This window comes from Paraburkholderia kururiensis (genome assembly GCF_034424375.1).
Lineage (GTDB): Bacteria > Pseudomonadota > Gammaproteobacteria > Burkholderiales > Burkholderiaceae > Paraburkholderia > Paraburkholderia kururiensis_A.
In genome coordinates this window covers 2,750,157-2,768,091 of the sequence record NZ_CP139965.1, presented here as the reverse complement: position 1 = coordinate 2,768,091, position 17,935 = coordinate 2,750,157, and the positions used below count along the sequence as shown (strand labels likewise).

The window sequence follows — 17,935 nt, the reverse complement described above, 5'->3', positions numbered from 1 at the left end:
AACGAAGACATGTACGAATTCACTGCACCTTTCCAGCAACCTGCCGGTTCGCCGATACGAGAACTGTTCAAGTACCTCGGAGAACCCGGCATGATTTCGTTCGCGGGCGGCTATCCCGCGAGCGACCTTTTCGACGTCGAAGGGCTCGACGCCGCGGCAACGCGCGCGTATCAAGCGCCTGCGCAATGCCTGCAATATGGTCCCACCGACGGATTGCCGTCGCTCAAGGCACAACTCGTTCAACTGATGGCGCGGCGCGGCGTGTCGTGCGCGCCGGACGAGATGCTCGTCACCACCGGTTCGCAGCAAGGCCTCGATCTGATCTTGCGCGTGCTCGTCGGCCCCGGCGATCTCGTGCTCACGGAACAGCCTGCGTATCCCGCAACGCTTCAGGCGTTGCGTTTGCAGCAGGCAAAGGTGGTCACGATTGCCGTGGATCGGGATGGCCTCGATGTGGCGCATCTCGCGAACCTGCTGGCTTCGGGCGAGGTGTCCCGGCCGCGGCTCTTGTATACGGTTCCGACGTTCGCGAATCCGACCGGCGCGACGCTGACACGCGAGCGCCGCATCGCGTTGCTCAAACTCGCGGTGCAGTACCGCTTCCTGATCGTCGAAGACGATCCCTACGGCGACCTTCGGTTCTCGGGCGAGCCCATTCCTTCCATTCTCGCGTTGACGAGCGAAGTGGCGGGATCGCGCGACTGGGTCGTGCATTTCTCCAGTCTCTCGAAAATCGTGGCGCCGGGTTTGCGGGTGGGCTGGACCATTGCGCCCGCGGCAATCACACGGCGCTGCGTCATCGCCAAGCAGACGGTGGACCTGTGCAGCGCGCCGTGGACGCAGGCCATCGCCGCGGAGTATCTCGCTGACGGCGCACTCGAGCGGCACGTGCCCACCATCGTCGCGGCATATCGCGAGAAGAATCACGCGCTGTGTCGTGCGCTTCGCGCAGCGCTGGGCGAGTGCATCGAATTTCACGCGCCATCGGGCGGCATGTTCGTGTGGGCCCGCATTCAAGGCCTCGACGCGGCGGCGCTGCTCGCGCGCGCCATCGAGCAGAAGGTGATCTTCGTGCCGGGCAACGCGTTTTTCGCGGATAAGGCCGACGCCTCCAGCTTGCGTCTTTCGTTTGCTGCGCCCGATGTCCCCGCGATCGAGGAAGGCGTGCGCCGGCTCAAGCGTGCCTACGACGCGGCAGTTGGCACGTCGGTCTGAATGTCGAATAGAAAATGAAGAGAGTGTGACCCATGAAGATCGTAGTGGCCGTAAAGCGCGTGGCGGATTTCAACGTGAAGGTGCGCGTGAAGGCGGATCAGTCCGGCGTTGAACTCGCCAACGTGAAGATGTCGATGAATCCGTTCGACGAAATCGCCGTGGAGGCGGCCGTGCGGCTGAAGGAGGCCGGGCAGGCGAGCGAAGTGATCGTCGTGTCGGCCGGGCCCGTGCAGTGCCAGGAGACGTTGCGTACGGCACTGGCCATGGGCGCGGACCGCGGCATCCACGTGAAAGTGGAGAGCGAATTGCAGCAGCTCGGCGTGGCGCGCATTCTCCGCGCAGTAGCCGAACGCGAGAAGCCGGGCCTCGTGATGCTCGGCAAACAGGTGATCGACGACGACGCCAATCAGACCGGTCAGATGCTCGCCGCGCTGGCCGGTTGGCCGCAAGCCACGTTCGCGTCGCATCTGCAAGTGAAAGACGGCGCAGCCAGCGTGACGCGCGAAATCGACGGCGGTTCGGAGACGGTCGATATCCGCTTGCCTGCGGTGGTCACGACGGACCTGCGACTCAACGAGCCGCGCTACGTCACGTTGCCCAACATCATGAAGGCGAAGAAGAAGCCGGTCGATGTGATCGACGTGGCCGCACTCGGCGTCGACATCCAGCCGCGCGTCAAGACGTTGAAAGTCAGCGAACCTCCGAAGCGCATCGCGGGCGAGTTCGTGGCGGACGTCGACGCGCTGGTCCACAAATTGAAGAACGACATGAAGTCGATGTGAGGTCGAGCCATGACGACGCTGGTGATTGCAGAACACGACGACACAACCCTGAAGGCCTCCACCTTGAATGCACTGGCCGCAGCGAAGCAACTGGGTACGGCCGTTCACGTGCTGGTGGCGGGTCACAACGTCCACGCGCTGGCCGCGGAAGCCGCGGCGTTCGAAGGCGTGGAAAAAGTGTTGCACGCCGATGCGCGCCATCTCGCGGGCGGCCTTGCGGAAAACATCGAACCGACCATCGTGGCCGTGGGCGATCGATACACGCACATCGTGTTTCCGGCCACCGCGTACGGCAAGAACATCGCGCCGCGCGTGGCGGCGAAGCTCGCCGTGGGGCAGATCTCCGACGTCACCGCGGTACTCAGCCCGGACACGTTCGAGCGTCCCATCTATGCCGGCAATGCGATGGCGACCGTGCAGTCGCTCGATCCGGTGAAGGTCGTCACCGTGCGCCTCTCGGCCTTTGCGCCCGTGAACGCTCGCAGCGAGCGCCATGCCCCCATCGAAGCACTCGCGCCTGCACCGGACTCGGGACGCTCTGCGCTCGTCGGTCGCGAATTGACGAAGCTCGAACGCCCCGAATTGACCGCGGCGAAGATCGTCGTGTCGGGCGGGCGAGGGTTGGGCTCGGCGGAGCAATACAAGGCCGTTCTGGAGCCGCTCGCGGACAAATTGCAGGCGGCGTTGGGTGCGTCACGTGCAGCCGTCGATGCAGGCTACGTTTCGAACGACTTCCAGGTGGGACAGACCGGAAAGATCGTCGCGCCGGACGTTTATTTCGCAGTGGGCATCTCGGGCGCGATCCAGCATCTGGCCGGCATGAAGGACTCGAAGACGATCGTCGCCATCAACAAGGACGCGGAAGCGCCCATCTTCGGCGTGGCCGATCTCGGGCTGGTTGCCGACCTCTTCGAGGCCGTGCCGGAACTGACGGGCAAACTGGGTGCTTGACCCGTGACGGTACGCGCGAAAGCCGGCCCTTCCGTATTTCCGTGCGGGGCAGGGTGCAACGTTGCGGTTAGATAACGTCGAGCTGAACGCGAAGTATCGTTACGCCGGCCGCGCGACCAGCGTGACGGTGAGGAGTCCGAGCACGGTCATCGCGAGCGAGATGCCCACGTGAATGGCGATCTCGCCGGCCGCCCAGCCGAGCCGGCCTTCCTGAAGGTGCGAGACGACTTCCGCGGAGAACGTCGAGAAGGTGGAGAGGCCGCCCATCAGCCCTGTGATGACGAAGAGCCGCCATTCGGGCGCGAGGCCCGGGTAGCGCGCGAATACGCCGACCGCCACGCCGATGATGTACCCCGCCATCGTATTGGCCGCGAGCGTGCCGAGCGGCAGAGGCGGAAAGAGACCGTTGAGCCGGATGCCGAGCAGCCAGCGCAGCAGCGAACCGAGCGCGCCGCCCAGCGCGACGGCAAGAATCGACAGATACATAGCGGGAAAGAAACCTGTAGGGGAAAAGAAATCTGCGCGACACAACCGCTTTTAAACGTGCCGAAGCCTGGCTGAAGCGTGACTGAAACGAAGCCGCTGCGCCTCCCGTTTTCAGCGCGTGAGTCTAGCATCGGGCGAATTTCGATGCGCTTACGTCGTGCCACCGTCGCCCATGACGTGGCCTAAAATCGCAAGAGCGGCGCATGCTGCGACTTCACGGGGACACGATATGAAAGGCTATCAACTCACGTTCTATACGGAGCAGAGCCGGCGCCACGAGCACCAGCCGGTGGTCGACTGGCTCATGGCGAGGGCAAAGCAGATGGGCGTGCAAGGCGCGACCGTCATTGCTGCGGCCGAGGGCATCGGCCATGCCGGTGCCCGTCACGCCGCGCGGTTCTTCGAACTGGCCGACCAGCCCATGCAGGTCATCTTCGCCGTCACGGAGACGGAGTCCGAATTGCTGCTCGACGCCGTACGACGCGCCAATGTGCACGTGTTCTACACGCGCTGCCCTATCGAGTTCGGCGTATTGGGTTTGCCGGGCGGCGAGCAGGCGGCGCCCTGACCCGGACCCCGGCGTAGGGCGCTTTCATGGTGCCCTACGCGAGGAAACGGGCTTCGCCGTGCCGCAACGCAAGCACGGCGACGCTACGCGCGGTTCAACTCGCGGTTTCCCGCTCCGGCGTTGCCGAGATGCGGTGAATCGAGAGGTCCGCGCCGTTGTATTCGGCTTCCTTATCGATGCGCAGGCCCACCGTCGCACGCAGCGCGCCGTACACCAGTGTGCCGCCCAACGTCGCAATGACGATGCCGCCGAGCGTGCCCACCACCTGTGCGCCGAGCGACACGCCGCCCAGCCCGCCCAGCGCGCGCAGACCGAAGAGGCCCGCCGCAATGCCGCCCCAGGCGCCGCAGATGCCGTGCAGCGGCCACACGCCGAGCACGTCGTCGATGCGCCAGCGGTTCTGCACGAGCGTGAAGAGGTACACGAACAGCACGCCCGCCACCGCGCCCGTGACGAGCGCGCCCAGCGGATGCATGACGTCCGAGCCCGCGCACACGGCCACCAGTCCCGCGAGCGGGCCGTTGTAGGTAAAGCCCGGATCGTTGCGGCCCGCGAGCCACGCCGTGAGCGTGCCGCCCACCATCGCCATCAGCGAGTTTACGGCGACGAGGCCGCTGATCTTGTCGACGGTCTGCGCGCTCATCACGTTGAAGCCGAACCAGCCTACGGCCAGCACCCAGGCGCCCAGCGCGAGAAACGGAATGTTCGACGGCGGATGCGCGGCCACGCGTCCGTCGCGCTGATAGCGGCCGTGACGGGCGCCGAGGAGCAGCACCGCCGGCAGCGCGACCCAGCCGCCGAAGGCGTGCACCACCACCGACCCCGCGAAGTCATGGAACTGCGCGCCGAAGGACTGTTCGAGCGCGGCCTGCACGCCGAAGCGTCCGTTCCACACGATGCCCTCGAAGAACGGATAGATGAAGCCGACGATCACGAAGGTCGCGAACAGCTGCGGGTTGAACTTCGAGCGTTCGGCGATGCCGCCCGAGACAATGGCCGGAATGGCGGCGGCGAAGGTGAGCAGAAAGAAGAAGCGCACGAGCCCGTAGCCGTTGTGGGCGGCGAGTACGTCGGCGGGGTCGAAGAACTGCACGCCGTAGGCGATCATATAACCGATGAAGAAGTACGCGAGCGTCGATACCGAGAAGTCGACCAGGATCTTCACGAGCGCGTTGACCTGGTTCTTTTTCCGCACGGTGCCGAGTTCGAGAAACGCGAAGCCCGCGTGCATGGCCAGCACCATGGCGGCACCGAGCAGCAGAAAGAGCGTGTCGGTGCCGGTCTTGAGGTTTTCCATCTGTCCGTCCTGCTATGCGCAAAAAACGGGCAGAGGAAGCAAGATGTGGGCCAAAATGGGTCGAAACGGCTTCATGAAGGTGCGCAGACGGGCCTCTGTGGGCCAGTACGGTGCGCCATGCCTGCGGCCGTAGTCAGATATCGGCCACGTCAGTGCACCGACTTCAGGCGAGTAGCACCTAAGAAGTGCGTTTGCCTCGAGAGAGGTACGGATCGCGCGCCAAATTGAGGCATTTTCTTTGAATTGGCTTACGCCGCTGGCGCGGCCATGCCCCGCGCATGGTGATGCGAGCGTTTCGCTGAAGCCCGCTCGCACGCGGCGGCCCGTCCGACAAGGCGTTCGCGCCGCCGTGCGAGGCGGCCGGGCGTACCCGCCTTTGTCGCCGGGCCCAAAGGCGACATAATGGGGCCCCCGCCATGAGTTCTCCGGCACGCCGCCCGGCAGGCTCGCGAACCAACCTGCGCGCATGAGACTGACGACCAAAGGGTTGCTGCTGATCGCCATTCCGGCCGTGTTCGAGCTGACGCTTCTCTCGGGAATCGTCAAGGCACAGGCCGATGCGCTCGAAGCCGAGCGCGCCGCGCAGCACAGCCAGGACGTGCTCACCCAGACGTCGCGCATTCTCGAACCCGTGCTTCTCGAATCGGCGCGTCTGCGCGGCGCGGTGGCCGCGACCGACACGACTTACGCCACGCCCGTTGCGCTCTGGATGGACGTCGATCGCCGCATCGACGGGCTCGTCGAACTCGTGGCCGACAACCCCGGGCAGGTGGAGCGCGCCGCGCAGATCCGCCAGGCCGTGCAGGCCTATCGCCAATGGTCGGACCGCGTGCAGGACCTGCTGCGCTCGGGCCGCCGCGCCGACGTGCTCGCGCGCTTTCGCGACCTGGGCGTGACCGACGTGCTCGATCGCGTGCGCGTGCAGGTGATTTCGTTCCAGGCCGAGGAAAAGCGGCTCGACGTGCTGCGCGCCGCGGCGGCCGAGGCGGCGCGTTCGCGGCAGCAGACGCTCGTCGTCGCGGCGGTGGTGGGGTCCATCGTGTTCGTTGCGCTCGCGGTGTATCTGTTCACGCGCGGCCTGCGTGGGCGCCTCGCGCTGCTGTCGGACAATGCCGGGCGTCTCGCGGGCAACGAGCCGCTCGCGCCGCTCACGGGCGGCGACGACGAGATCTCGCGACTCGATCTGGTGCTGCACGAGACGAGCCGGCGCCTGATCGAGGCCGAGCGTTTGCAGGTGCGCTTCCAGTCGGATCTCGCGCGGCGCGCCGCGGAACTGGCGAACATCAACGAAAGCCTGCGGCAACAGACGCAGGAAAACGAGATGTTCATCTACAGCGTTTCGCACGATTTGCGCGCGCCGCTCGTCAACCTGCAAGGCTTTTCGAAAGAACTCACGCACGCGTGCGAGGACCTGCGCCGCGTGGTGGCGCAGTCGTCGCTCTCGCCGGCGCAGCGCGCGCACATCGAGCAGCTCATCAACGACGACATTGCGGTCGCGCTGCGTTATCTGCAATCGGCGGTGTTGCGCGCTTCGCACATCATTGACGCGCTGCTGCGGCTCTCGCGCGTGGGCCGCGTCGAGTACCGCCGCCAACCCGTGGACGTGGAAGACATCGTGCAGCGCGTGATCGATGCCATGCGCGTCTCGATCCGCGCGCGGCGCGCCGAAACGGTGGTGCACGAACTGCCCGCCGTATGGGGCGACCCGACCGCGCTGGAACAGGTGTTCGCCAACCTGATCGGCAATGCGGTCAACTATTTGAGCCCCGCGCGCGAAGGCCGCATCGAGATCGGCACGACCGCTGCGCCTCCCGGCGTGCAGACGCTGCGCATCTTCTACGTGAAGGACAACGGGCTGGGTATTCCCGAAGTCGCGCTGCCGCGGCTCTTCAATGCGTTCCAGCGTATGCACGGCAACGTGGCTGCGGGCGAGGGCATCGGACTGGCGCTCGTGCGGCGCGTGGTGGAACGGCACGGCGGCCGCATCTGGGTGGAATCGACCGAAGGCGTGGGCACGACGTTCTACTTCTCGCTGCCCGAGGCGGCGGCGAAGGCGCAATTGACAGCCGAGGCGATGGGGTCGTCGGAGACGCAGGGGTAATGAGGCTTATCGGCTGCTGGGCGCCACTGCGAGGCAGGCGCGCCGCGCCGCGGTGTGGGCGGCACGGCGCGGATTCGAAATGCCGGAGGCGGTTGTTTCGTCGTGTCGTGCTCGGGCGCTAGCGGCTCAGCACGTCGGCCCGGCTATGCGCCTGTACGCTCGTACGCGGACACGACCGGAACGTTCCGCACGAAGTCGACGCTGCATCAAAGCTCGATGCGCGTGCCAAGCAGTGCAAGGAATTGCCGCAGCCATTCTGGATGCGCGGGCCATGCCGGCGCGGTGACGAACGGTGCGTCGGTGACGGCGGCGTCCACGGGGATGTCAGCATAGTCGCCGCCCGCGAGCCGCACTTCGGGTGCACAGGCCGGGTAAGCCGAGATCCGCTTGCCGCGAATCACGTCGGCGGCGGCGAGCAACTGGGCCGCGTGGCAGATCGCCGCGATCGGCTTCTGCGCCGACGCGAAATGGCGCACCAGATCGATCACGCGTTTGTCGAGCCGCAGATATTCGGGCGCGCGGCCGCCTGCAATGGCGATGGCGTCGTAGCGGGCGGGGTCGATGTCGTCGAACGATGCGTTGAGCGTGAAGTGGTGGCCCGGTTTTTCCGTGTAGGTCTGGTCGCCCTCGAAGTCGTGGATGGCCGTCTTCACGCGGTCACCGGCCTTCTTGTCGGGGCATACGGCGTCCACCGTATGGCCCACGGCCTGGAGCGCCTGGAACGGCACCATCGTTTCGTAGTCTTCGGCGAAGTCGCCGGTGAGAAACAGAATCTTCTTCGCTGCCATCGTAAGTCTCCGGTTGAGGAACGGAACACTGCGGACGTCGGTGGAGTCTACTCCAGCATCGTTGATGAATCAGTGACGCAGTCGATGGATGCTTTCCAATGGCGGCGCTACGCGCGCCGCGACGCGCCGGCGCTGGCAGCGCTGTTTCGCGAGGCGGTGATGGCGACGGCGCATTACGACCTGCGCGCTCGCACCGCCTGGGCGCACGCCGCCGCCGACCTCGACGCATTCTGCCGCCTGCTGGCGCCAGGCCTGACGCTCGTCGCTGTGGCACAGCGACGCCACAGCGAGGCCGCGCGCGGCGAAGAAGAGGTGGCCGCATTTGCGCAGTTGCATCCCGCCGATCACGTCGAGATGCTCTATACGGCGCCGCGCTGGGCCGGGCGGGGGCTCGCTGCGAGCCTGCTCGCGCGGCTCGAAGCGGCGGCACGCGAGGCCGGCGCCGTCGTGCTCACCGCCGACGCGAGTGCCGCCGCAAGAAGCGTGTTCGAGCGGGCGGGCTTCGGCTGTGCCGGCGACGAGGTGGTCTGGCGCGAGGGCGTATCATTGCGCCGTTTTCGTATGTGCAAGCCGCTCAACGCGACCCAGGATTTTCGATGACTCTTCATAACAACGCTCGCGCTTCCCTTTATACCGGCCGCTTCGGCCGTGCTTCTCGCCGTCGCTTCACGCTTGCCTCGCGTACCGCGCTTGCGTGGATGTTCGCGCCGCTCGTGCTGCTCGCGGGCTGCGAGAAGCAGACCTCTCCGTCGGATGCCGACGCGAAGCTCAACGACGCCGCAAAGCAGGCTGGCCAGAAGCTCGATCAGGCGGCGAGCTTCGTCGGTCAGCAGCTCGATGCCGCACGGGCCGCCGCGCAGCAGCATATCGACAAGGCGGCGTCCGCTGCGTCCGCGGCCGTGGGCGCATCGGCGCCTCCGTTGTCCATCGACCCGGGCGCGCTTGCTTCGATGGCGCAAGGGCATCTGCAGGGCGCCGCGAGCGCCGTGGCCGGCGCGGCCGCCGCCGCAGCGGGCAACAGTCTCGAACAGGCGGGCCGCAAGCTTCAGCAATGGGCGAGCGCCGTGGCCGGCTCGTCGTCGGTGGCGGCGCAAGGGGCGGCATCCGGCGCGGCGGGCGCGAGCGCGGCACCGGCGCGTACCAGCCCGTGAACCGCGAATTGCCGATTGACCGCTCCGGTAAATGTAACTACCATGCTTACACTTTTCGTCGTGCAGGTGCGTGATGAACACGAGTAGCCGCTTTGCGTTTGCGGTGCACGTGCTTGCGTTGCTCGCGCAGCAGGAGGGCGTACCGCTGTCGTCGGAGATCATCGCCGGCAGCGTGAACACGAATCCCGCGCTGATTCGCCGGCTGTTGACCATGCTGGCGCAGGCGGGGCTCACCACCTCGCAGCTTGGCGCGGGGGGCGGGGCGCTGCTGGCTCGTGAGCCCGAAGACATCACGCTGCTCGAGGTCTACCGCGCGGTGGACGAATCGCAGCTGTTCGGGCTGCATCGCGAGGAGCCGAACCCGGCGTGCATGGTGGGCCGGAACATCCAGCAGGTGCTGGTCGGCATCATCGACGATGCGCAGCGCGCCATGGAGGCATCGCTTGCGGCACGAACGGTTGCCGACACGTTTTCGGACGTGGTGCGCAATGAACGGCTGCGCAAGCGGCGTGCGACACGCGGCGATAGTTGAAGCGGTATGAGGGCGGGTGAGCGAAGCGCCGCCCGTCAGGGAACACGTAGTCAGGAACGGGGCATTGCCCCGGTTTTTTTCGCCTTATATGTAATCGTTATGGTTACATTTTTTGATCGTCACGAAGGGAGTATCGACATGAGCAAGACGTTGAAAATCGCACTGTTTGGCGCCACGGGCATGATCGGTTCGCGCATTGCCGCCGAAGCGGCGCGCCGCGGGCACCAGGTCACCGCGCTCGTGCGCAACCCGCAGCGCGTGCCGGCGGACACCGCGAACGTCCGCGCGTCGCAGGCCGATCTGCTCGATGCGGCGGGCGTGGCGGCGGCGGTGCGTGGCCACGATGTCGTGGCAAGCGCCTACGCCCCGCTTCACGACAACACGGCGACGCTCGATGCCGCCACCCGCGCGCTGGTGGCCGGCGTGCGCGAAGCGGGGCTCAAGCGCCTCGTGGTGGTGGGTGGCGCGGGGTCGCTCGAAATCGCGCCGGGCAAGCAGCTCGTAGACAGCGAAGGGTTCCCGGCCGCCTACAAGGCCGTTGCGCTCGCGCATCGCGACGCGTTCAACTATTACCGCACGGTCTCGGACCTCGACTGGACGTTCTTCGCGCCTGCCGCGATGATCGCCCCGGGCGAGCGCACCGGCCAGTTCCGCACGGGCGCCGGCACGCTGATCGCCGACGCCGCGGGCACGAGCCGCATTTCCGCCGAAGACTATGCGGTTGCATTCGTCGACGAGCTGGAGCAAGGGCGCTTCGTACGCCAGATCGCGACGGCGGCGTACTGATCGCGCATTCGCATTCATGGCGCGCTAAGGGGTGTCAGCGCAGATAGCGCAAGCACGCTGACAATCTGTTACGCGCGCTCACGTAGCTTCACGCGTTCGGGGCGGGAGGACGGCTAAACTTATGCCTCCTTTCCGGGTCCTTTGAGGCCCTCTTTTGATCCCGTTCGCCATGAAGTCAAGCCTGGAGCAGCGTGATGCAGGCACGCCGGCCGTGGCGCCGGCGTGCAGGACGGCTGCTCGTCTACCCGATCGTTCCGACCGTCGCCGCGGGCCGTCCCGTACCGGCCGGGCTGGTCGCGCGCGTCTCACAGCGTCGTTTCTTTCCCTGTGGCTCGTCGCGTTCGCGGTGCTCGCGAGTTTTGCCTGCGTGCCCGGCGCCGCGCGCGCGGCCGGCGCGACCGGGTCGCCCAGCGTGCCCAGCGCGCCGGTCCCCGGCGCGGCCACCCCCGTGTTGCCCGCGCTCCAGAGCCTCATCAGCAGCGCGACGGCGTCGGCGGCGGTGTCGGCCTCGGCGCCCGATGCGGCGTCCGCACCGTCCCCCGCCAGCGAGGCCGAGTTCGCCCGTTCGCTCGACAGCGTGATTTCGACGCTCGACAACGATCGCCAGCGCCGGGCGCTGGTCGCCCAGTTGAAGAAACTGCGCGACGTTTCGCAGCATGCGGCGCCGCCTGCCGCGGCGTCGTCCGCGCAGGGGGCAGCCGGGCTGCTTGGGGCCATCGCGTCGGGCCTTGCGTCAGTTGCCGCGGACGTGCACCAGGGCCGCACACCGGCGCGTTACTGGAGCGGGCGCATCAACGCCGCCGCCAACGAGCTGTATGCCATCGTCGCGAGCCAGGGTTCCGAGCATTTCGGCAAGGTCGTGCTCGACATGCTCGCGATGCTCGCCGGCTGGGGCGCCTGCGCGGGCAGCCTGATCTGGCTGCAACGCCGTCTGCATGCGCGCTTCGGCATCGTCGAGGGACTGAAGCCGAACCCCGCCACGCGCGAGCTGCTGATCTTCGCGCTGCGTCGTGTGGGGCCGTGGGTGGTCGCGTTCGTCGCCGCGCTCGCCTTCGTGCGCGCGATGCCCGAGGCGCTGGGCCGCACGCTCGGCATGGTGATCGCTTACGCGATCGTGGCGGGCGCCGTGTTTTCGGCGATCTGTCTCATCATGTTCTCGCTGTTCGGCTCCGGGCACCGGCGCGCGGCCGTGCACGTGCTGCTGCGCGACGCGCGCCGGCTGCTGTTTGCGATCGGCGTGTGCGGGGCGCTGGGTGACGCCGCGGTCAACTACGACGTCGCGCATCAGCTCGGCCCCAATCTGGCGGGGCTCGTCTCGACGGTGGCCAACATGACGGCCGCCGTGCTCACCGCGTATTTCGCGCTGGCGTTCCGGCAACCCGTCGCGCACCTCATTCGCAACCGGTCGTACGAACAGCGGCACGATCACCGCGCGGCGACCGAGGGCTTCGAGGTGCTCGCCTCGCTCTGGCATCTGCCGATGCTGCTGCTCGCGGGGGCGTCCATCGTCGCGACACTGGGCGGGCTCGATTCGAGCGAGGACGTCCTGCAGATTTCGGTGGTCACGGCTCTGCTGCTAGTGATCGCGTTCTTCCTGTCGGCCATCGTGCTGCGCGTGACGCGCCCGCGTTTGCACGACGCGCACCGTCGGCGGCGCCACCGTTCGCCGTATCTCTGGCGGTTGCTGCGCTTCGCCGGCACGCTCGTCATGCTGTTCGTCTGGCTCGCGTTCCTCGAGTTCTCGTCGCGGCTGTGGGGCGTGTCGCTCGCCGGCATGATCGAAGACAGCGTGACCGCGCGCGGCATCGCCCACGCGGTCACGGCCATTCTCACCACCGTCTTCGTGGCATGGCTGATCTGGATTCTCGTGGATACCGCGATCCAGGAGGCGCTCAATCCCGGCGGTCCGCGCAGCAAGTCGCGCAACCCCGGCACCCGCGCGCGCACCATGCTGCCGCTCGTGCGCAATGCGCTCGCCGTCACCATCCTCACCATCGCGGGCATCGTGACCGCGGCCAACCTCGGCATCAACGTCACGCCGCTGCTGGCCGGCGCGGGCGTGATCGGTCTGGCGGTGGGCTTCGGCGCGCAGTCGCTCGTGACCGACCTCATCACGGGCCTCTTCATCATTCTCGAGGACACGATTTCGGTGGGCGACTGGATCGAGATAGACGGCGGGCACGCGGGCACGGTCGAGCATCTGACCATCCGCACCGTGCGGCTGCGCGACGGCCAGGGCGCCATTCACGCCATTCCGTTCTCGCAGATCAAGATCGTGAAGAACCTCTCGCGCGACTTCGCCTACGCGGTGTTCGAGGTGCGCGTGCCGTTCTCGGCCGACGTGGACATGATTACGGCGCTGATCCGCGAAGTCGGCGCCGACCTCGCCGCCGACTTCCGCTACCGCAACGAAATGCTCGGGCCCGTCGAAGTGTGGGGGCTGGACCGTTTCGATCCGAACTGGATGGTGGTGAAAGGCCAGATCAAGACGCGGCCGCTCCAGCAATGGAGCGTGGCGCGCGCGTTCAACGTGCGCCTGAAGCGGCGCATGGACGAGGCGGGTATCGAGATTCCCGTGCCGCAGATGCAGGTGTACACGTCGCCGAAAACGCCTGGGCGGCAGGCGGAGAGGGCAGGGGACAAGTCGTCTGCGATCTGGCGCGAGACGGACGGCGCTCACGCGCACTCGCAGCCGGCGGCGGGCGTGACGGCCGCAAAGCCGCCTGTCGACGTGCCGCAGGCGCAGGCACGCGACGTCTCGCACGAACCGCGGCCGGCACCGGCGCCGACCGGCGGCTCGCTGGCCGCGCCGCCGCAGATTCCCGTGGCCGGCGACGCGCCAAAAGGCTAGCTCGGCGCGGCTTCGTGCGCGGGTGTTTCGACGGTGTCGGGTGCGATGGCTGGCCCGTTGCGGTGTAAGGCGCTTGATACCGCTTCGATACCGCCTTCGGCCACGCGAACCAGATCGTTCACGTGCGTGGCGATCTGCGCGCCCGCCACGCCGTAGACGTGTAACGACACGGCGCGTCGGCCGCTCTCGTTGACAAGCCGATGAATGGCCGCATGTCCCGCGCGCGTGAACGACACGGCGCCGGCGGCACGCGGCTGCGTGCGAAGCGCGGTCGCGTCGCCGCGGGCCTCGTTCCAGCCGTACAGCGATTCCGTGAGTTCGCCCTCGACCACCGCATAGCTGCACCACGTGTGATGCGCGTGCACGGGGCTCGCCTGGCCCGGCATCCAGACGAGCGCCGCGATGGCGTAGCGGCCTTGCGCGTCCGCGGCGAGCAGATGGCGGCGGTAACCGTGGGCATTGCCTTCGCGGGCCGGGTCGTCGAGCAGCTCCGGGTCGGCGACGGCGGCGGCCAGCGCCGAGCGGACGCGCTGCGCAAACGCGGCATCGTTTGCATGAAGCGGCGACGCGGATGCCGGCGCGCCCGTTTCGAACGCCGCATTCAACTGGTCGCACAGGTGCCGGATGGCAGCGGTGGGCGGCAAGCAGGGCTGGACGGGCGTAGGTTCGATGGTGGGTTTCATGGCGGAGGTCGGGACGCGATCGTTGTGGTTCGATACTGCGATTTATACCGGCTTGCGCGGAGAAAGGGTTTCCATATAATTTCCCGTCTGGCCAAAAAAGTAGAAAAAATTTCTATCCAAAGGGATGTGTGGGAATGGACATCATCGACCGGAAGCTGCTGGAATTGCTCCAGCAGGACGCCACGATGCCGGTGGCGGAACTGGCGCAGCGGGTGAACCTGTCGCAGACGCCGTGCTGGAAGCGGGTGCAGCGTCTCAAGGAAACCGGCGTGATACGCGCTCAGGTGGCGCTATGCGACCCGAAGAAGTTGGGCGTGGGTACGACGGTGTTTGTCGCGGTGCGCACGAACGAGCACACCGAAGCGTGGGCGCAGCAGTTCACGCGCGCGGTGCAGGACATTCCCGAGGTGGTCGAGGTCTATCGCATGAGCGGTGAAACGGACTACCTGCTGCGCGTGGTGGTGTCCGACATCGAGGACTACGACCGCGTCTACAAGCAGCTGATTCGCGCGGTGCCGTTGTTCGACGTGAGCTCCAGTTTCGCGATGGAGCAGATCAAATACTCCACGGCATTGCCCGTGCGACCGGCGGCGTTGGTGGACGGGCGTTAATGCACGCTCAGGCGCGCGCTGCTCGGCGCATCGGTGAGCAAGGCGCAAGGCGAACGCAAGGTGCGGCGGCGTAGAATGCCGGGTCTGCCGAAGCTGGACAGGCCGTTCAGCCAGGCGTGTCCGCACCATCCTTCCGATTCCGAGCCTCTCCCATGAACGATCCGCGAAAGAAGAACCCCACCCTTGGCGTTGCTATTTTCATCGTGGTGGCGGTGCTGCTCGTGATCGGCACGCTGCTGTTCAACGCGATTCGCGGCAAGCGCGAATACGACGAAACGAACGAGGCGCCGTCTACCGCGGCGGCCTCTGCTGCGTCGGCTGCGACGGCGCTTGCGGCACCTGCCAGCGCGCCGGCTGCTGCTGCCAGCGCGGCCTCGCAATAGGTCATGCAATAGGCCTTGCAATAGCCCATGCAATAAGCCGTGCAGCAGGCCGCGCTGGGGCGCGTGCGGTGGGGCGCGCCGTTGCGGTGTGTCGCGCCGCTCGGGCCACCCGCGATAACGCGCTTCGTTTCGCCTCCGCTTTTTCCTACCCCGCTTTCTATCCCTCTTCGGGCAACCGGATCGCGCTCGCGTCCTTGCGGATGAGCCAGGACGCCGCGAGCATCTGCTTGCACTGATGCGCGAGCAGCTTGAGTTCGTGCACCGCGTCGGCCGGGCAGTCCGGCGACTTTTCCGCTTCCACCACCATCGCGTCGAGTTCGCGGGAGATGCGCTTCGTGATCTCCGTGTGATCGGCGGGCGGCGCGACGCCTTCGTCGGCTGCCGAGAGGTTTTCGCGCACTGTGTGAAGAACGCGCTGCAACGGCTGGAGCGAGGTATGGTCCTGGAGCGGCGCCGTGGTCTTGAGGAGCGGCGCGGCAGCCGTGATCTGCGACGCGAGCGCATGGCTGCGGATCAGCAGGTCGTTGAGTTCCGCCACGAACATTTGCACGGTCTTCGGCTCCAGCATCATGCGCTGGAATGCCTGGCCGAGATTGGCGAACGCGATGTGGACGTTCTTGCGCGCGAGGCGATAGCGGAAGTCGCGGTCGAGCGCGCTCGCTGCCGCCGACGCGCCCGCCGTGGCCGACGCCGAAGCAGCCGCGGCGCGGCTGCCCACGGCTGCCACCATCGGCTGGCCCGGCCCGACTGCCGCCACGCCGCTTGCCACCGGCTGGGCAGCGGTGGCCATTGCGATGGCCGGCACGCGCGCCGCCGTTTCGGTGGCGAGCTCCGCGCTGGTCGCCATCGCGGCCGCCGGCCGTGCGATCCACGACCACGTGGCGTCCAGATACTGGCGCATTGCCGCGATCATGTCCGTCACGAGCTTGCCCATGAGCCGGTATTCCCAGTAGGGGAACAGGTGGCTCGCGGCAATCGCGATGGCGCAGCCCACCATGGTGTCGATGGCGCGCTCGCCGATGATCCGCATGCTGCCCGGCGCGAGCAGATGAAAGAGCAGCAGCACATACGACGACGTGAACACCACGCTTGCCGCGTAATTGAAGAGCAGCAGGCTGTAGCTCATCACCATCGACGCGAACATCACCACGATCAGCACGTGCGGTTCCTTGACGGTGAGGATCAGGGCGATGCTGGCGGCGCAGCCGATGAGCGTGCCGATGATCCGCTGCGTGTTGCGCTGCCTCGTGAGCGAATAGCCCGGCTTCAGGATGATGACCGTGGTCATCACGATCCAGTAGGCGTTCGTGAGCGGCAGCAGGCGGCCTAACCAGAAGCCGACGGCCACGGCGATCGTCACGCGCAGCGCATGCCGGAAGCTGGGCGACGCCATGGTGAGGTTCGAGAAAATCTGCCGGAACGGCACGCGGCGGCTGGAAACGAAGCGCGAGAGCGCCTCGTCGATGCGCAATTCCGTTTGCGTGGTGGGCGTCTCGCCCGTGAGGCTCTTGCGCATGCGGTCGATGAGCCGCGTGGCGCTCCAGATGCGCCGGAACGTGGCGGCCACGGCCGCGTACGCTTCCGGGTTCTTCGCGGGCAGCTCGTTTTCGCGCATGAGTTCGATTTCGTACTCGATGGCGCGCAGTTCCGCCTTGACGTTGATGCGGCCGCGCGGCGACTGGTTCTGCAGCACGGCGAGGCCGATGTCTTCGAGGTCGGCCGCGGCCTTGTCGATCAGGTCGCGGTAGAACACGAGCAGGTCGGAGCCGCCGAACGTGGTGCGCACGAGCGCGTAGTCGGTGTGCGCGCCCACGAAAAGCTCGTGCAGATCGACCGTATTGATGAACAGGTTGAAGTGCATCGCGCGGTGCGGGTCCAGGTTGCCGCTGCGCAGTTGCGGCAGATTGCGCAGCACGATGTCGCGCGCCGCGTCCTGGCGCTCCACCGCCGCAATCTGCTTCGCGACGAGATTGCGATAGCACTCGTCGAGGTCGTTGTCGAGATCGTAGAACTGGCCCCGTGCGCGCAGATAATCGGCACACGCGAACACGCTTTCGGCAATGGCCTGCTGCTCGATGCGGTCCATGAGCAGACGGCTCACGAGCGTGGCCCAGTACGTGTACCAGAGGCCGCCCGCCAGAATCCACGCGGCGTTGACGAGCGCCTCGTGCGGCGTGAAGTGCTCCTCGAGCGTCATGATCATCATGAACAGCGTGGCGAAGCTGATCTGCGGCCAGCGGTTGCCGTAGACCACGATCAGCGAGAGCACGAACGTGAGCGGCACCACGGTGCACCACAGGGCCACCGAGTTCACGGTGGCAAGGCCCGTTGCGAGCGCGGACAGAAAGCCGATCACGCTGCACGCAAGCATCTCGTTGTGCTTGTACTTGAGCGGCCCCGGCATGTCGACGACGCAGGCGCCGAGCGCGCCCGTGGCGATGGTGAAACCCACCTCGCTGTTGTGGAATACGATCAGGCTCAGCACCGCGGGCAGCGACACCCCGAACGCCATGCGCAACCCGCCGTAGAAATACTGGCTGTAGAGGAATTTCTTGATCTCGACGGAGTAGCGCATCGACTGCCAGTGTCTCGAAAACGGGCGAGGCAAAAAAGGAAAGGCCGAACGTCAAACGGAACGCCGCGAAGCGTCTGCCATAGCAGGACCCGCACGCAAGCCCGTATGGCGATGGGCTCGACAGACTGCGGGTGAGTCTAACTGATTTTGCCTGCGCTCAGACCTCGTCCGTTCG

The 17,935-nt window shown here is 66.7% G+C and carries 17 protein-coding genes; 12 read left to right on the top strand and 5 right to left on the bottom strand.

What is annotated here, in order from left to right; all coding sequences use genetic code 11:
* Window positions 1-9: 9 nt before the first annotated feature.
* The 3 genes from U0042_RS12395 to U0042_RS12385 are packed head-to-tail and all read left to right on the top strand — an operon-like array spanning window position 10 to window position 2,948.
* Window positions 10-1,215, top strand: coding sequence for a PLP-dependent aminotransferase family protein (locus U0042_RS12395; RefSeq protein WP_114811027.1), 1,206 nt, complete (start codon window positions 10-12; stop codon window positions 1,213-1,215).
* A 32-nt stretch (window positions 1,216-1,247) separates the two neighbouring features.
* Entirely contained in the window at window positions 1,248-1,997 is a 750-nt protein-coding gene (locus tag U0042_RS12390; protein ID WP_114811026.1) for an electron transfer flavoprotein subunit beta/FixA family protein, read from the top strand.
* Window positions 1,998-2,006: 9 nt separating this feature from the next.
* On the top strand, window positions 2,007-2,948 hold the full coding sequence (locus U0042_RS12385) for an electron transfer flavoprotein subunit alpha/FixB family protein (RefSeq protein WP_114811025.1): 942 nt from the start codon (window positions 2,007-2,009) through the stop codon (window positions 2,946-2,948).
* 99 nt (window positions 2,949-3,047) lie between these two features.
* Here U0042_RS12385 and crcB read toward each other — a convergent pair whose 3' ends face one another.
* Window positions 3,048-3,434, bottom strand: coding sequence for a fluoride efflux transporter CrcB (crcB, locus tag U0042_RS12380; protein ID WP_114811024.1), 387 nt, complete (start codon window positions 3,432-3,434; stop codon window positions 3,048-3,050).
* A 229-nt stretch (window positions 3,435-3,663) separates the two neighbouring features.
* Between crcB and U0042_RS12375 the strand changes: the two genes are divergently transcribed.
* Window positions 3,664-4,002 (top strand): DUF190 domain-containing protein, encoded by a 339-nt coding sequence (locus U0042_RS12375; RefSeq protein ID WP_114811023.1) that lies wholly within the window; start codon window positions 3,664-3,666, stop codon window positions 4,000-4,002.
* Window positions 4,003-4,096: 94 nt separating this feature from the next.
* Here U0042_RS12375 and U0042_RS12370 read toward each other — a convergent pair whose 3' ends face one another.
* Window positions 4,097-5,299, bottom strand: coding sequence for an ammonium transporter (locus U0042_RS12370; RefSeq protein WP_114811022.1), 1,203 nt, complete (start codon window positions 5,297-5,299; stop codon window positions 4,097-4,099).
* A gap of 466 nt (window positions 5,300-5,765) precedes the next feature.
* On the opposite strand from U0042_RS12370, the gene U0042_RS12365 reads away from it, so the two are divergent.
* Window positions 5,766-7,400, top strand: coding sequence for a sensor histidine kinase (locus tag U0042_RS12365; protein WP_114811021.1), 1,635 nt, complete (start codon window positions 5,766-5,768; stop codon window positions 7,398-7,400).
* A gap of 206 nt (window positions 7,401-7,606) precedes the next feature.
* Here U0042_RS12365 and U0042_RS12360 read toward each other — a convergent pair whose 3' ends face one another.
* Window positions 7,607-8,188, bottom strand: a complete 582-nt coding sequence (locus tag U0042_RS12360; protein ID WP_114811020.1) for a DJ-1/PfpI family protein — start codon at window positions 8,186-8,188, stop codon at window positions 7,607-7,609.
* A gap of 84 nt (window positions 8,189-8,272) precedes the next feature.
* On the opposite strand from U0042_RS12360, the gene U0042_RS12355 reads away from it, so the two are divergent.
* The 5 genes from U0042_RS12355 (at window position 8,273) to U0042_RS12335 (ending at window position 13,508) form a co-directional block, all read left to right on the top strand.
* On the top strand, window positions 8,273-8,788 hold the full coding sequence (locus U0042_RS12355) for a GNAT family N-acetyltransferase (RefSeq protein ID WP_114811019.1): 516 nt from the start codon (window positions 8,273-8,275) through the stop codon (window positions 8,786-8,788).
* A complete protein-coding gene (locus U0042_RS12350) occupies window positions 8,785-9,339 on the top strand; it encodes a hypothetical protein (RefSeq protein WP_157977818.1) in 555 nt (184 codons plus the stop codon). Before U0042_RS12355 ends, U0042_RS12350 begins: the two co-directional genes overlap by 4 nt.
* Before the next feature lie 73 nt (window positions 9,340-9,412).
* A complete protein-coding gene (locus tag U0042_RS12345) occupies window positions 9,413-9,871 on the top strand; it encodes an Rrf2 family transcriptional regulator (protein ID WP_114811017.1) in 459 nt (152 codons plus the stop codon).
* 138 nt (window positions 9,872-10,009) lie between these two features.
* Window positions 10,010-10,657 carry an NAD(P)-dependent oxidoreductase gene (locus U0042_RS12340; protein ID WP_114811016.1) on the top strand — a complete coding sequence of 216 codons (648 nt, stop codon included), beginning with the start codon at window positions 10,010-10,012 and terminating at the stop codon, window positions 10,655-10,657.
* A gap of 169 nt (window positions 10,658-10,826) precedes the next feature.
* On the top strand, window positions 10,827-13,508 hold the full coding sequence (locus tag U0042_RS12335; RefSeq protein WP_419150510.1) for a mechanosensitive ion channel family protein: 2,682 nt from the start codon (window positions 10,827-10,829) through the stop codon (window positions 13,506-13,508).
* Here U0042_RS12335 and U0042_RS12330 read toward each other — a convergent pair.
* Window positions 13,505-14,191: a cysteine dioxygenase family protein gene (locus tag U0042_RS12330; protein ID WP_114811014.1), complete on the bottom strand. Its 687-nt coding sequence runs from the start codon at window positions 14,189-14,191 to the stop codon at window positions 13,505-13,507. The genes U0042_RS12335 and U0042_RS12330 overlap by 4 nt on opposite strands.
* Before the next feature lie 134 nt (window positions 14,192-14,325).
* Between U0042_RS12330 and U0042_RS12325 the strand changes: the two genes are divergently transcribed.
* Window positions 14,326-14,802, top strand: a complete 477-nt coding sequence (locus U0042_RS12325) for an Lrp/AsnC family transcriptional regulator (RefSeq protein ID WP_198665304.1) — start codon at window positions 14,326-14,328, stop codon at window positions 14,800-14,802.
* A gap of 152 nt (window positions 14,803-14,954) precedes the next feature.
* A complete protein-coding gene (locus tag U0042_RS12320) occupies window positions 14,955-15,185 on the top strand; it encodes a hypothetical protein (protein ID WP_114811012.1) in 231 nt (76 codons plus the stop codon).
* Between the two features lie 157 nt (window positions 15,186-15,342).
* Here the strand turns inward: U0042_RS12320 and U0042_RS12315 are convergent, their stop codons facing one another.
* Window positions 15,343-17,760 (bottom strand): FUSC family membrane protein, encoded by a 2,418-nt coding sequence (locus tag U0042_RS12315; RefSeq protein WP_114811011.1) that lies wholly within the window; start codon window positions 17,758-17,760, stop codon window positions 15,343-15,345.
* Window positions 17,761-17,935: the final 175 nt, after the last annotated feature.

Excerpts from the sequence above, each read along its gene's own strand:
- crcB (WP_114811024.1), bottom strand. The coding sequence starts at position 3,434 with ATGTATCTGTCGATTCTTGCCGTCGCGCTGGGCGGCGCGCTCGGTTCG.
- U0042_RS12395 (WP_114811027.1), top strand. The coding sequence starts at position 10 with ATGTACGAATTCACTGCACCTTTCCAGCAACCTGCCGGTTCGCCGATA.
- U0042_RS12320 (WP_114811012.1), top strand. The coding sequence starts at position 14,955 with ATGAACGATCCGCGAAAGAAGAACCCCACCCTTGGCGTTGCTATTTTC.
- U0042_RS12350 (WP_157977818.1), top strand. The coding sequence starts at position 8,785 with ATGACTCTTCATAACAACGCTCGCGCTTCCCTTTATACCGGCCGCTTC.
- U0042_RS12355 (WP_114811019.1), top strand. The coding sequence starts at position 8,273 with ATGGATGCTTTCCAATGGCGGCGCTACGCGCGCCGCGACGCGCCGGCG.
- U0042_RS12360 (WP_114811020.1), bottom strand. The coding sequence starts at position 8,188 with ATGGCAGCGAAGAAGATTCTGTTTCTCACCGGCGACTTCGCCGAAGAC.
- U0042_RS12375 (WP_114811023.1), top strand. The coding sequence starts at position 3,664 with ATGAAAGGCTATCAACTCACGTTCTATACGGAGCAGAGCCGGCGCCAC.
- U0042_RS12345 (WP_114811017.1), top strand. The coding sequence starts at position 9,413 with ATGAACACGAGTAGCCGCTTTGCGTTTGCGGTGCACGTGCTTGCGTTG.
- U0042_RS12390 (WP_114811026.1), top strand. The coding sequence starts at position 1,248 with ATGAAGATCGTAGTGGCCGTAAAGCGCGTGGCGGATTTCAACGTGAAG.
- U0042_RS12370 (WP_114811022.1), bottom strand. The coding sequence starts at position 5,299 with ATGGAAAACCTCAAGACCGGCACCGACACGCTCTTTCTGCTGCTCGGT.
- U0042_RS12335 (WP_419150510.1), top strand. The coding sequence starts at position 10,827 with ATGAAGTCAAGCCTGGAGCAGCGTGATGCAGGCACGCCGGCCGTGGCG.
- U0042_RS12315 (WP_114811011.1), bottom strand. The coding sequence starts at position 17,760 with ATGCGCTACTCCGTCGAGATCAAGAAATTCCTCTACAGCCAGTATTTC.
- U0042_RS12365 (WP_114811021.1), top strand. The coding sequence starts at position 5,766 with ATGAGACTGACGACCAAAGGGTTGCTGCTGATCGCCATTCCGGCCGTG.
- U0042_RS12340 (WP_114811016.1), top strand. The coding sequence starts at position 10,010 with ATGAGCAAGACGTTGAAAATCGCACTGTTTGGCGCCACGGGCATGATC.
- U0042_RS12330 (WP_114811014.1), bottom strand. The coding sequence starts at position 14,191 with ATGAAACCCACCATCGAACCTACGCCCGTCCAGCCCTGCTTGCCGCCC.
- U0042_RS12385 (WP_114811025.1), top strand. The coding sequence starts at position 2,007 with ATGACGACGCTGGTGATTGCAGAACACGACGACACAACCCTGAAGGCC.
- U0042_RS12325 (WP_198665304.1), top strand. The coding sequence starts at position 14,326 with ATGGACATCATCGACCGGAAGCTGCTGGAATTGCTCCAGCAGGACGCC.